At 65.4% G+C, this 13,205-nt stretch carries 14 protein-coding genes; 13 read left to right on the top strand and 1 reads right to left on the bottom strand.

Features of this window, described 5'->3' with window-relative positions; all coding sequences use genetic code 11:
* Nucleotides 1–30: 30 nt before the first annotated feature.
* Nucleotides 31–669 (bottom strand): TetR/AcrR family transcriptional regulator, encoded by a 639-nt coding sequence (locus tag F6B93_RS07570; protein WP_211698540.1) that lies wholly within the window; start codon nt 667–669, stop codon nt 31–33.
* A 195-nt stretch (nt 670–864) separates the two neighbouring features.
* Between F6B93_RS07570 and F6B93_RS07565 the strand changes: the two genes are divergently transcribed.
* From F6B93_RS07565 to hypE, 13 genes are all read left to right on the top strand, one after another.
* Entirely contained in the window at nt 865–1,920 is a 1,056-nt protein-coding gene (locus tag F6B93_RS07565; RefSeq protein WP_211698539.1) for an NADH-quinone oxidoreductase subunit B family protein, read from the top strand.
* 85 nt (nt 1,921–2,005) lie between these two features.
* The gene (locus F6B93_RS07560; RefSeq protein ID WP_211698538.1) at nt 2,006–3,805 is read left to right on the top strand and encodes a nickel-dependent hydrogenase large subunit; all 1,800 of its coding nucleotides are present in this window, start codon (nt 2,006–2,008) and stop codon (nt 3,803–3,805) included.
* A 3-nt stretch (nt 3,806–3,808) separates the two neighbouring features.
* Nucleotides 3,809–4,723 (top strand): NifU family protein, encoded by a 915-nt coding sequence (locus F6B93_RS07555; protein WP_211698537.1) that lies wholly within the window; start codon nt 3,809–3,811, stop codon nt 4,721–4,723.
* Nucleotides 4,720–5,352 carry a DUF5947 family protein gene (locus tag F6B93_RS07550; RefSeq protein WP_211698536.1) on the top strand — a complete coding sequence of 211 codons (633 nt, stop codon included), beginning with the start codon at nt 4,720–4,722 and terminating at the stop codon, nt 5,350–5,352. The genes F6B93_RS07555 and F6B93_RS07550 overlap by 4 nt, the downstream gene beginning before the upstream one ends.
* Nucleotides 5,349–6,008, top strand: a complete 660-nt coding sequence (locus tag F6B93_RS07545; RefSeq protein ID WP_211698535.1) for a DUF6084 family protein — start codon at nt 5,349–5,351, stop codon at nt 6,006–6,008. Before F6B93_RS07550 ends, F6B93_RS07545 begins: the two co-directional genes overlap by 4 nt.
* Nucleotides 6,005–7,327 carry a hypothetical protein gene (locus tag F6B93_RS07540; protein WP_211698534.1) on the top strand — a complete coding sequence of 441 codons (1,323 nt, stop codon included), beginning with the start codon at nt 6,005–6,007 and terminating at the stop codon, nt 7,325–7,327. The genes F6B93_RS07545 and F6B93_RS07540 overlap by 4 nt, the downstream gene beginning before the upstream one ends.
* A gap of 39 nt (nt 7,328–7,366) precedes the next feature.
* Nucleotides 7,367–7,486 carry a DUF6893 family small protein gene (locus F6B93_RS23700; protein ID WP_425518507.1) on the top strand — a complete coding sequence of 40 codons (120 nt, stop codon included), beginning with the start codon at nt 7,367–7,369 and terminating at the stop codon, nt 7,484–7,486.
* 45 nt (nt 7,487–7,531) lie between these two features.
* Nucleotides 7,532–8,041 (top strand): hydrogenase maturation protease, encoded by a 510-nt coding sequence (locus tag F6B93_RS07535; protein WP_211698533.1) that lies wholly within the window; start codon nt 7,532–7,534, stop codon nt 8,039–8,041.
* A gap of 3 nt (nt 8,042–8,044) precedes the next feature.
* Nucleotides 8,045–8,308, top strand: coding sequence for a HypC/HybG/HupF family hydrogenase formation chaperone (locus tag F6B93_RS07530; RefSeq protein ID WP_211698532.1), 264 nt, complete (start codon nt 8,045–8,047; stop codon nt 8,306–8,308).
* A gap of 1 nt (nt 8,309) precedes the next feature.
* Nucleotides 8,310–10,697, top strand: a complete 2,388-nt coding sequence (gene hypF, locus F6B93_RS07525; RefSeq protein WP_211698531.1) for a carbamoyltransferase HypF — start codon at nt 8,310–8,312, stop codon at nt 10,695–10,697.
* Nucleotides 10,694–11,428 (top strand): hydrogenase assembly protein HupF, encoded by a 735-nt coding sequence (locus F6B93_RS07520; RefSeq protein ID WP_211698530.1) that lies wholly within the window; start codon nt 10,694–10,696, stop codon nt 11,426–11,428. The genes hypF and F6B93_RS07520 overlap by 4 nt, the downstream gene beginning before the upstream one ends.
* Nucleotides 11,425–12,093, top strand: coding sequence for a D-sedoheptulose-7-phosphate isomerase (locus F6B93_RS07515; RefSeq protein WP_211698529.1), 669 nt, complete (start codon nt 11,425–11,427; stop codon nt 12,091–12,093). Before F6B93_RS07520 ends, F6B93_RS07515 begins: the two co-directional genes overlap by 4 nt.
* Nucleotides 12,090–13,202 (top strand): hydrogenase expression/formation protein HypE, encoded by a 1,113-nt coding sequence (hypE, locus tag F6B93_RS07510; RefSeq protein WP_211698528.1) that lies wholly within the window; start codon nt 12,090–12,092, stop codon nt 13,200–13,202. Before F6B93_RS07515 ends, hypE begins: the two co-directional genes overlap by 4 nt.
* Nucleotides 13,203–13,205: the final 3 nt, after the last annotated feature.

The following is a 13,205-nucleotide window of genomic DNA, read 5'->3' as shown; positions in this document are numbered from 1 at the left end:
GCTTCGCCGGTTGCGTCGGCGCGTTCACCACTAGGGTGGCGACAGCCTCAAGAACTCATGGGTTAGCAGATCGCGCACCGATTCAGCGACGGAATCGATCTGTTCGTCGCTCCCGATAAATCCGGCGTAGAACACCACGCCGCACGCCACGACCATCACTTCCTCGACCAACGCGGCGGCATCGAGATCTGCGGCGAGTTCGCCCCGCTCGATAGCGTCATTGACGGCCCAGGTCAGAAATGCCCGGACACTGTCAACGGTGTCATTGCCGGCCGAGCTCACTTCCGTATTCCGCTGTGATTCCATCACGTCCGTGGCCATGAATGCAGCCGTCGACGGATGCTGGGAATTCACCTCGTGTGCGACGGCGATCAGCGCGGCGATCCTCGACGCCAGAGTCGTCGCAGCAAGTGCCCGTTCGATGCCCGCCCCGATGACGAGCTCGTTGGTTCGGTCCACCACCTCCTGATACAGCGCCGATTTATTGGCAAAATAGTGATTTATCGCCGGCCGGGTCAGATCGGCGCGGTTGGCGATCGCCTGGAATGTCGCCCCTTCGTAACCGAGTTGGCTAAATACCTGACGTGCGGCACGCACAATGCGTTGGCGCGTCTCGTCTGATTTGACTCCAGACGGACGGCCGGGCCTACGCTTAGCAAACGGCTTCACGCCTAAACAGTGTGCCACTACCGCGCACCTAATCGGCTATCCCGACACGCACCGTACCGGCGATCTCCGACCCCCCACCCGAACCGTTGACAACGCCTGACCGCGGGAGTAGACCAGGAAACATCGCTGCGCAAGTGGGCCGAGGGTCGACTCCGGCAGCGCAGGGGTCTCAGCCCGGCCCCGGAAGGCTGCAGTATGCCAACAGAAGCAGCAGTCAAAGCAGAAGACACGTTGATACACGTGTTGTGGATCAATGCCGGTCTCAGTTGTGATGGCGACTCGGTGGCGCTGACTGCCGCCACCCAGCCCAGCGTCGAGGAAATCGCACTAGGCGCCCTCCCCGGCCTCCCGCAGGTCGCCGTCCACTGGCCGTTGATCGACTTTGAATGCGGACCCACGGGAGGAGCGGACGATTTCCTCGCGTGGTTCTTCAAGGCCGATCGCGGCGAGTTAGAACCTTTCGTGCTCGTCGTCGAAGGCTCCATCCCCAACGAGAAGATCAAGAACGAGGGGTATTGGTGCGGGTTCGGCAACGACCCGGCAACCGGCCAGCCGATGACCACCAGCGAATGGCTCGACCGGCTGACACCCAAGGCCACCGCAGTGGTCGCCGTGGGTACCTGCGCCACCTACGGCGGTATCCACGCGATGGCGGGCAATCCGACCGGCGCGATGGGTGTACCCGACTACCTTGGCTGGGATTGGAAGAGCAAGGCCGGCATCCCGATCGTCTGCGTTCCCGGCTGCCCGATCCATCCGGACAACCTGTCGGAGACGCTGACCTACCTGCTCTACATGGCCACCGGTCAGGCACCGATGATCCCGCTTGACGATGCGCTGCGCCCCACCTGGTTGTTCGGCAGCACCGTGCACGAGGGCTGTGACCGGGCTGGCTACTACGAGCAGGGCGAATTCGCCACCGAGTATGGTTCACCGAAATGCATTGTCAAGCTTGGCTGTTGGGGCCCGGTCGTGAAGTGCAATGTTCCCAAGCGCGGGTGGATCAACGGCGTCGGCGGCTGCCCGAACGTCGGCGGTATCTGCATCGGATGCACGATGCCGGGCTTCCCGGACAAGTTCATGCCGTTCATGGATGAACCGCCGGGAGGCAAGTTCTCCAGCTCCGCGTCCGGGCTGTACGGGACGGTGATCCGGAGTCTGCGGGGCATCACCGAGCGCACCGTCGACAAAGAGCCGCGCTGGCGCCACAAGGGCACCCAACTGACCACCGGAGCCCACCGAACCTGGTGAGCATCTGGTAGAGCCCCTACGAGGTCTCCTACTAGGGCTCCTCCTAGGCCGAAGGCTCACCTCCTATCCAGACAGCGAGATTGCGATGACAACAATCGTTCCCGAGCCGACCACAGCAAAACGCGAACCCGGCCAACTCGTCGAAATGGCATGGGATCCGATCACCAGAATTGTTGGCAGCCTGGGGATCTACACCAAGATCGATTTCGAGAACAGGGAAGTCGTCGAGTGCCACAGCACGTCGTCGATCTTCCGCGGCTACTCGATCTTCATGAAGGGCAAGGATCCGCGCGACGCCCACTTCATCACCAGCCGCATCTGCGGTATCTGCGGCGACAACCACGCCACCTGCTCCTGCTACGCCCAGAACATGGCCTACGGGGTCAAGCCCCCGCATCTCGGTGAATGGATCGTCAACCTCGGCGAGGCCGCGGAATACATGTTCGACCACAACATCTTCCAGGAGAATCTGGTCGGCGTTGACTTCTGCGAGAAGATGGTCTCCGAAACCAACCCCGGCGTGCTCGCCAAGGCAGAGAGGACCGAGGCGCCGCACGTCGACGCGCACGGCTACCGGACCATCGCCGACATCATGCGCTCGCTCAACCCGTTCAGCGGCGAGTTCTATCGGGAGGCACTCCAGGTCAGTCGCTGGACCCGGGAGATGTTCTGCCTGATGGAGGGTCGCCACGTACACCCGTCGACCTTGTACCCCGGCGGAGTCGGCACCGTCGCGACCATCCAACTGATGACCGACTATATGACGCGGCTGATGCGCTATGTCGAATTCATGAAGAAGGTTGTCCCGATGCACGACGACCTGTTCGACTTCTTCTACGATGCCCTGCCCGGTTACGAGAAGGTCGGCCTGCGGCGCACACTGCTCGGCTGCTGGGGTTCGTTCCAGGATCCCGAGGTGTGCAACTTCGCGTACAAGGACATGGAGCGGTGGGGCAACGCGATGTTCGTCACCCCCGGCGTGGTCGTCGACGGCAAGCTGCTCACTCACTCGCTGGTGGACATCAACCTCGGTATCCGGATCCTGTTGGGCAGCTCGTACTACGACGACTGGACCGACCAGGAGATGTTCGTCCACACCGATCCGCTGGGCAACCCGGTGGATCGGCGCCACCCCTGGAACCAGCACACCAACCCACACCCGCAGAAGCGGGACATGGAAGGCGGCAACTACAGCTGGGTGATGTCACCCCGGTGGTTCGACGGCAAGGATCACCTGGCGCTAGACACTGGCGGCGGCCCACTGGCCAGGCTCTGGTCCACCGCACTTGCCGGCCTGGTCGACATCGACTATGTGAAGTCCACAGGCAACAGCGTCAAGATCAACCTTCCGAAGACCGCGCTCAAAGGCCCCGTGGAATTTGAGTGGAAGGTACCCAAACACGGCAGCAACACCATTGAACGCGACCGGGCCCGCACCTACTTCCAAGCCTATGCGGCCGCGTGCGCTCTGCACTTTGCCGAAAAGGCGCTAGCGGAAATACGTGCCGGTCGTACCAAGACATGGGAAGCGTTCGAGGTGCCCGACGAAGGCATCGGGTGCGGGTTCACCGAGGCGGTGCGCGGCGTGCTCAGCCACCACCTGGTGATCCGCGACGGCAAGATCGCCAACTATCACCCCTACCCGCCCACCCCGTGGAATGCCAACCCGCGCGACAGCTATGGCACGCCGGGCCCCTACGAGGACGCGGTGCAGGGGCAGCCGATCTTCGAGGAGAATGACCGCGAGAACTTCAAGGGCATCGACGTCATGCGCACGGTGCGCAGCTTCGACCCGTGTCTGCCCTGTGGTGTGCACATGTATCTGGGGAAGGGCAAGACTCTAGAGAGACTGCACACGCCAACACAGTCGCCCGTCGGGGAATGACAGATGGCGGATCGCCCGGAGGAACCCGCAAAAGCCTCAGAAGTAGATCCGCACTGGCGTACAGCGGGCGATCGGATCCAGACACTCCTGGATTCCTGCGCGGCAAGTGGCGCGGCCGCACACGAACGCGCCCAGCAGCTCGTCCGTGAGGTGGTCGAGCTGTACGGGGCCGGGCTGCAACGAATCATGCGAATAGCCAACGACCCGGTCTTGGCCGAACGGCTCGCCACCGACGACCTGGTGGCTAGCCTGCTCCTGGTGCACGGCCTACACCCGCACGACGTGCATCGCCGGGTGTCCGACGCGCTCGACCGGGTGCGCCCGTATCTGGGATCGCATGGCGGCGACGTCGATCTGCTCGAGATCGCCCCCGGCGAAGGGCCGGGGGAAATCGTTGCGAGATTGGCGTTCACAGGCAACTGCAGGAGCTGCCCTTCGTCGGCAGTGACGCTGGAGCTGGCCGTCGATGACGCGGTGCGCGCGGCAGCGCCGGAGATCAGTTCGATCGAGGTGGTCGCCGCGGAGCCTGCACCGGGGGTGATTGCGGCGGAATCGCTGCTAGCGCGGGTGCATTCGAATGGACACAGCGCTACCCGCTGGCGGCCGGTGCCCGAGCTTGCCGATTTGGAGCCCGGCGAAGTTGCGGGGTTCCACGTCACCGAGACCACATTGCTGGCTTGCCGGGTCGACGACGAGACCTTCGCCTATCGCGACCACTGTCCGGTGTGTGACGACTCGCTGGCGGGTGCGGTCCTGCAGGAGGCGATGGTCCGCTGCCCGCGGTGTCAGACCGGCTTCGATGTCGCGCACGCGGGCGCCGGCCCCGACGGAACCCACCTCGACCCCCTCCCGCTGCTGACCCGTGACGGCGTGTTGTCCGTGGCGCTGCGCGGCAAGGCGCTAGGTGCCATGGCATGACAACGCCGTATGACGTCCTGTCGCGGATCACCGGCAATCGGCGGCCAGCCGAGTCGGCCGACGAACGGTGCGAGATGTGTTCAGCGGCGATCGCCGGCCAGCATCAGCATGTGGTGAATGTGGCTGGCCGGCAATTGATGTGCGTATGCCGCGCCTGCTATCTCTTGTTCACCGACCCCAAAGCCGAGCTGCGTTACCGGGCGGTCCCCGAACGCTATCTGGCGTTCAACGATTTCGCCCTGGACCGTCGTGCGTGGGAGTCGCTGCAGATCCCGGTCGGTGTCGCTTTCTTCTTTACCAACTCAGCTTTGGGGCGCACAGTAGCCTTCTATCCCGGCCCGGCCGGCGCGTGCGAGTCCGAACTCGATCTCGAAACCTGGAACACCATCGGCAAGGCGGACCCCAGGGTGAGCCTGGCCGCCGACGATGTCGAAGCATTGCTTGTTCGGGTGCCGGAACCCGAAGCCGCGCAACCGCAAACCTATCTCGTCCCCATCGATGCCTGCTACGAGTTCGTCGGGCAATTACGCCTGCTATGGCGGGGCTTCGACGGGGGCCAGCAGGCTCGGGAGTTCACCGAACGCTTCTTCGCCCATATCGCCGCCCGCGCGGTCCAGACGCCGCCATGAACGCGCGGCCGATGGACATGACGTTCGCGGTGCTCGACGTGGCGCCGGAGCCATACGCGGTCAGCCCGATACTGACTGCCCGCGTCGGCGTCGCCACCGCCTGCGACGACCCGGTGCATGCGGTCGCGCTGCGTTGCCAGGTCCGCATCGAACCGCTGCGGCGTCCCTACTCCGACGACGAGGCCGCCGGTCTGTCCGACCTGTTCGGACCCCGCGAACGCTGGGCGGCTACTCAACGGACCTTCCTGTGGCAGCACTGCGCCGTCATGGTTCCCGGTTTCGCCGGCAACACGACCGTTGGGCTGCCACTGGAATGTACCTACGACTTCGAGGTGGCCGCGTCGAAATACCTCCATGCGTTGCGCGGGGGTACGCTGCCGCTCCAATTCCTTTTCAGCGGAACGATTTTTGTCAAGTCAGCACAGGGATTCTCGGTCCAGCAGGTGTCTTGGGATTGCGAGGATCGCTACGACATGCCGGTGGCGGTCTGGCGGGACCTGATCGCCCAGCACTATCCGAATACCGGCTGGTTACGACTGCGCCACGAGACCGTTGCCGCGCTCGCGAGCTACAAGTCCGCGCATGGACTGCTCGACCTTGATCACGCGGTCACTGCGCTGCTGGCAGACGCTTCGCAGCGGGAGGCCACGCGATGACGACGAAGATCTCGAACCGAGACCACGCCCGCACCGTCGCCGACGCGGTGCTCTACGAGGGTTACCTGTTGTACCCATACCGGGGCACGTCGAGCAAGAATCAGTCGCGTTGGCAATTCGGCGTCGTGGGTCCGCCGGGCGCCGCCGAATCCGGCGCGGGCGAAGACAGCACGATCGCGGCCGAATTCCTGGTCGACGGCGCCCGCGCACTGAACCTCGTCGTGCGGTTCCTGCAGCTACAGCACCGACGCGCCGAGCGCGAGCTGTCCACCGGGGATTTCGAAGCCGTCGACGAACTGACCACCCCCGCAGGGTCTTGGCTTACCTGGGACGAAGCAGTCGAACGCGAAGTATCTCTTGGCCCGATAGCCCTTGATGGGCTCACGCGGACCTCGCCGATCACCGCACCGGCCGGAACCGATATCGAGCCGGTCCACCCCGGGCGGTTGGTCCGCGAGCGCTGCGAGGTCCGCGGCGAGGTGACCGTATCCAGCGAGCCCGACGATGGCATGCTTCGGGTATCGATACGGGTCAACAACATCGGAGCGACAGCGACCGGCAAGCGCGACGCTATCGCACGCTCGATGATCGGAAGCCATATCATTGCTGACGTTGTCGGCGGTCGATTTGTCTCCCTGCTGGAGCCGCCACCGGCCGCGGTGGACGCGGTATCGCGCTGCCGCCAGCACCGCTGCTTCCCGGTACTAGCCGGCCCCGGCGGTACCCACGACGTACTGCTGATCTCGCCGATAATCCTCTATGACCACCCGGAGGTCGCCGCGCAGAGCACCACGGCGCTGTATGACTGCACCGAAATCGACGAGATACTGACCCTGCGCGTGATGACCATGACCGACGAGGAGAAAGCGCAGGCCCGCGCGACCGATCCGCGCGCAGCCCACATCATCGATCAGTGTGACAGCATGTCGCCCGAAGCGATGGCACGGTTGCATGGCACGCTGCGCGACCCGCGTCTTTCCCCGAGTCCGGCCCGCCTGCTCCCGGAAGTTCCCGAGGGCACCGACTGGTGGGATCCGCTGGCCGACAACGCGGTTCGTCCCGAGATTGACGCGGTCCTGGTCAACGGGACACCGGTCGCCCGGGGCAGCCGTGTTCGTCTGCGGCCGCGGCGAAACGCCGACGCCCAAGACATCTTCGTTGCAGGTAAGACCGCCCGCGTCACCTCCGTGCACGAGGACGTCGAGGGCAACAGGCACGTAGGGGTTGTCGTGGACGACGACCCAGCGGCCGATCTGCACGATTGGTACGGCCGCTATCTCTACTTCTCTCCCGACGAAATCGAGCCACTACTCAGTTGAGCAACGCACAGGAGAAACCATCACGGAAAGGAGATCAACATGGAAGTCTTGGGCTGGGTATTCGTTGGCCTCATTGCAGTGGTCCTCGCCGCGGCGGTGGTGATGGGCGTGGCATCACTGCCCGATGCCCGTCGCTACCTCAAGCTGCGGCGGATGTAGTCCCCCCCCCCCCCCCCAAAAAAAAAAGAAGAAGAAGCAACAGCCATGGCAGCACGCATCCTGGTGGCCGGAATCGGCAACATCTTCCTGGGAGACGATGGTTTCGGCTCCGAGGTGGTTCGACAGGCCGAAATCGGCCAAAACGATGCTCAGGTGCGCGTCACCGACTATGGCATCCGGGGAATGCATCTGGCCTACGATCTGCTTGAGGAGTGGGACACGCTAGTGCTCGTCGATGCGATACCTAGCCGGGGCAACCCAGGCACCCTGCACGTTTTCCAACACGATCAGGAATCGGATTGCGAAGCGACTGGACTCGATGGTCACAATATGGATCCCGCGGCGGTATTCGCCAGCCTACGGGCACTGGGCGCCACGCCGCCCTTCACCGTTGTCGTCGGCTGCGAAGTGGGATCCGTCGAGGAAGGAATCGGCCTGTCCGCACCCGTCGCCCACGCCGTCCCCCGGGCGGTGCGAGCGGTCGAGGAGATTCTGGCAGCATTGCTTGCCGAGAGGCCGCCCGCCGCTTCCGAGGCGACACCGCGAAGGCGCTGAACCATGTGTCTGGGTATTCCGGGACAAGTGATCACGATGCTGGACGGCTACCAAGGCCAGCTCGCCCTGGTCGATGTCGCCGGCGAGCAGCGCAAGGTCAACGTCGGCATGCTGCCGGAAGAAACTTTCGCACCCGGCGATTGGGTGATCATCCACATGGGTTTCGTTGTCGAGAAGACCGACCGGGCCGGAGCCGAACAGGCACTGGCCGGTCTGGAACTGATGGGCCGCGGCGGCGATCCGGCGCTCAACCCGGATGGCCGTTGAGATGACCAGCCAATCCCTATCGAGCTCGCTGGCACTCCCCTCGATTCCGGGGACGGACGATGTCCGGCGGCGCTACGTCGTGACCGGTGTTGTCCAGGGTGTCGGGTTCCGCCCGTTTGTGCACCGGATCGCCTGTCAGCTGGGCCTGGCAGGGTTCGTCGGAAACGATTCCGGCGCCGTCTTCCTCGAGGTGCAAGGCGCCCCGACCCGGGTGGCAGAGTTCGGCCGGCGCCTGCGGGCGCAGGCCCCGCCACTGGCCCGGATCAACGCCATCTCGGTTGCCGAGATCCCAACCCAACCCGCGTGCGCTGCCGCGTTCCGGATCGTCTCGAGTCAACGGGTCAGCGGTGCGGCGACACCGATTCCGCCCGACGTGGCGGTATGCGACGACTGCGTCGCAGAGCTGTTCGACCCGAACGACCGGCGTTACCGGCACCCGTTCGTGACCTGCACCAATTGCGGCCCGCGGTACACCATTATCGAATCATTGCCTTATGACCGTCCGGGCACCACAATGTCGGCATTCGACATGTGCGCGCAGTGCGCCGCGGAGTACCACGACCCGGCAAATCGCCGGTTCCATGCGCAGCCGATCGCTTGCCCGAACTGCGGTCCGTCACTGTGGTATCGGGGTCACACCGGGCGGGTTGACGGACCCGATGCCGCTGTGGCAGCCACCCAACGAACGCTCGCCGCCGGGAAAGTGGTCGCCGTCAAAGGAATCGGCGGCTACCACCTGGCCTGCCGCGTCGACGACGATGCGGCGGTGTCCGCGCTGCGAGTACGAAAAGCGCGGGGCGCCAAGCCGTTCGCCATGATGGTCCGTGACATCGACACCGCTCGCCGCTACGCCTATATCAACGACGCCGAGGCTGCGGTGCTGTCGAGTCCGGCCCGGCCCATCGTGTTGTTGCGACGGCGGCCGGGCAACACCGCCGCGCCCGTCGCCACCGCCGTGGCGCCCGGCAGCCCCCTGCTCGGGCTCATGCTGCCCTACTCTCCCCTCCACTACCTGCTGCTCACCCAGCCACCCGGCGCGCCCACCCCAGTCCCCGATGCGTTGGTAATGACCAGTGCAAACCGTTCCGACGAACCCATCTGCTTCACCGAAGAAGACGCCGCCCAACGACTCCCGGAGCTCTGTGACGCCGTCCTCGACCACGACCGCCGCATTCACGTGCCGTGCGACGACTCAGTAGTGCGCGTCCTCACACCCGACCACGGCGCCCACGAGCTGCCGATCCGCCGTTCCCGCGGGTACGCTCCCCTGCCGGTGGACCTGCACCTTGAGGGGTCCGCCGCTGCGGCCGTGCTGGCCGTGGGCGGCGAACTGAAGAACACCTTCTGCCTCACCGACGGTTCGCGTGCCTATCTGTCCGGACACATCGGCGACATGGCAACCTGGGAGACGCTGAGCGCATTCGAACGCGCCGTCGACCAGTTGAGTGAGTTACGCACCAAGCCTTCGCGGTTGGCCGCCGATCTGCATCCCGCCTATCACACGCGCAACTGGGCGGAGCGCCACGTCGACGAGCGGCCGCTGGATCTGGTTCAACACCACCACGCGCACGTGGTGTCGCTGTTGGCCGAGCACGGGCGTATCGGTGAACCCATCGTCGGTGTCGCTTTCGACGGCACCGGCTATGGGTGCGACCAGACGATCTGGGGCGGTGAAATTCTCGCGCTCGGACGCGCCAGCCAGCGTTTCACGCGGGTTGGCCACCTGTTGCCGGTGCCGCTGCCCGGAGGTGACACCGCGGTGCGCAATCCGTGGCGAATGGCGCTGTCTCAGCTGTGGACGGCCGGTGTCGACTGGGCCGCGGACCTGGCGCCGGTCGCAGCGGCCACACCGGCCGAGCTTCGGCTCATTCGGAGCCAATTGCAGAGCGGTGCGGGATGCGTTCCGTGTTCCAGCATGGGGCGGTTGTTCGACGCGGTCGCCTCGCTGTTGGGGGTGCGGCACCGGATCGACTACGAGGGACAAGCCGCTGTCGAACTCGAGGCGCTGGCCGAGTCGGCTCCGCGCACCATGCCGCTGGCCCTCACGGTGGGCACCGACGGGGTGATCGATCCGGCCGCAATGCTGCGAAGGATCGTCTCCGCCCTGCGCGCGGGCACCCCACCGGCGATGCTGGCCGCCGGGTTCCACGAGGCGGTCGCGGTCGCCGTTGCCGAGGTTGTCGGTCAGGTGGCCGGCCCGGTACGGCTAGTGGGCCTCACCGGCGGCGTCTTCCAGAATGTGCTGCTACTCGGCGCGTGTTGTAACCTGTTGCAAGGAGCCGGATTTGAGGTTCTGACGCACCAAACGGTGCCACCCAACGACGGTGGACTGGCACTCGGTCAGGCCGCGATCTCCGTGCTGACCGCGCGCGAGGAGGCTGACAGGTGACGACGACCACCGCGATCGACTGCGGGCTCGGCGCCGAGCTGGCCCCCGCGCTGGCCGCTGACCTGGCTTCAACGGCGTTGACGCTGGCCAAACGATTCGCCGCGGGCGCCACCATGTGGTCCATTGCGCCCAGCTGGGAACCACATGCCCTGCACATTGCCGTCGAGTTTGTGCATCCGGTAATCGTGGGCAAGCGCGCATTGCCCGCCGTGGCGCTGACCGGACCCGACCTGGTGGATCTGGTACGGGTGTCCGTGCGGCCGGGAGACATCGTTGTCGCGGTCGCCGATGCGGACCAGCCCGACGTACGGTCGGTGCTGCGCCGAAGTCCAGCCTGGGGCGCCACCACGATCTGGATCGGCAGTGGCCAGCGGCCGCAAGCCGGTCTGGCCGACCACGTGTTGTGGCTCGACGACCCGGATCCACGGGCGCCCGCAACGGGTGGTTTCGTGCTGTTCTACCACCTGTTATGGGAACTGACCCACGTGTGTTTCGAGCACCCCGGGTTGCTCAAGCCCGAGTCCAGCGACGACACCTGCGTGACCTGTAGTGACGAAGGTCGCCTGGGTGAAGTCGTCACCGCTTCGGTCGACGGGCTGGCCGCAGTGCGCACCGCCCGCGGTATCGAGGATGTGGCGACGACGCTGGTGGACCCGGTCGCATCCGGCGAGTTGGTGCTGGTGCACGCGGGAACGGCGATCTGCCGCCTGGGCGCGGAGGACGCCTCATGAGCCAGCACGAGCCCACCGACTTCCTGTACCCGTTCATCGACGGGCACGAAGACAACCCCGAATCCCTGCTGGCCGACCTGGCCGCATCGGCGCAGGAAAAGGCGGCGGAGAGCCTGGCGCTGCGGCGCTGCACGCTGGAAGCCAACGCCGGGCTGCTGGATGCGGCGGCCAGCGAGATGGCCCGTCGCTTCGCCGCAGGCGGACGGATGTTCACCTTCGGAAACGGCGGCAGCTGCACCGACTCCACGACGTTGGCGCGACTGTTCGCCCGGCCGCCGATCGGCAAGCCTTTCCCCGCGTGGTCGTTGACCGCCGACCAGGCGATTCTTACCGCGCTGGGCAACGATGTCGGGTTCGAGCTGGTGTTCGCGCGCCAGCTCATCGCCCGCGCGCAGGCCGGCGACATTGCGATCGCCATGTCGACGAGCGGCAACTCACCCAACCTGCTCGCCGCGTTGACCGAGGCACGTCAGCGGGGTCTTTATACCATTGGTTTCGCCGGATATGACGGCGGTGCGCTCGCGGACAATCCGACTGTGGACGCCTGCTTCATCGTTCGCTCCCAAAGCGTGCACCGGATTCAGGAAGCGCAAGCACTGCTGGGCTATCAGCTCTGGTTGGCGGTACATAAGAAATCCGGAGACCACGATCTGGGGGTCGCATGAGCAAGTCGGCAGGCGAATACCTCTCGTCGGGACCGCGGTTCGCCGAGGCCGAGGTGATCGAGCGAATCGAGTCGTTCCGCAAACGCCGTCCCAGGCTGCTCGATGACCACATCACCCTGGCGCACGGGGCGGGCGGGAAAGCCTCGGCAGCCCTCGTCGACGCGGTGTTCCTGGAGGCATTTCGCAACCCGTCGCTGGAGTCGCTCGGCGACGGCGCGGTTCTTTCCTTGCCAGGCGGTGAGCGGATCGCGGTGTCCACCGATTCATTTGTGGTACAGCCCAGACGTTTTCCGGGCGGCTCCATCGGCGAGTTGGCTCTGAACGGGACCTGTAACGACGTCGCGATGACCGGAGCGGTGCCGTCTTGGGTCTCGGCGGCGTTCGTCATCGAAGAGGGCTTTCGGATCGGCGAGCTGAAGGACATCGTTGCCGACATGGCGGCCGCCGCTACCAAAGCCGATGTGCAGATCGTCACCGGTGACACCAAGGTGGTGCCCAAGGGTGCGGCGGATGGACTGTTCATCACTACCACCGGGGCCGGCGTCATTGCTGCAGGGCGCCGGATATCGGCTGAGTCGGTACGCGCCGGCGACAAGGTGCTGTTGTCCGGATCGATGGGCGACCACGGTATGGCTGTCATGCTCGCCCGAGGCGACCTGGCCATCGAAGCCGACATCCATTCCGACACCGCGTCGGTCAGCCCGCTCGTGGAGCTGTTGCTGGCGGCCGCGCCGTCGACCCGGTGGTTGCGCGACGCGACCCGGGGCGGGGTGGGCACCGTGTGCAACGAACTTGCCCAGGCCTGCGGTTGCGGAGTCGTCCTCGAGGAAGAACGGCTCCCGGTGCGCCCCATGGTCAACGGCGCGTGCGAGCTACTCGGGATCGATCCCCTCTACGTCGCCAACGAGGGCAAGTTCGTCGCCGTCGTCGCACCGGAAGAGGCCGATGCTGGGCTGACAGCGATGCGGTCGCATCCGTTGGGCGCCGATGCGGCCCACATCGGGGAGATTTTCCCCGAGCCCGCCGACACCGTCGTGCTGCGTACCGGATTCGGTGGCACCCGGATCGTCGACATGCTCGTCGGCGACCCGCTGCCGCGAATCTGCTGACAC

This window comes from Mycobacterium spongiae (genome assembly GCF_018278905.1).
Taxonomy (GTDB): Bacteria; Actinomycetota; Actinomycetes; order Mycobacteriales; family Mycobacteriaceae; genus Mycobacterium; species Mycobacterium spongiae.
The sequence above is the reverse complement of the archived record's forward strand: the minus strand, read 5'-3'. Positions and strand labels throughout refer to the sequence as shown.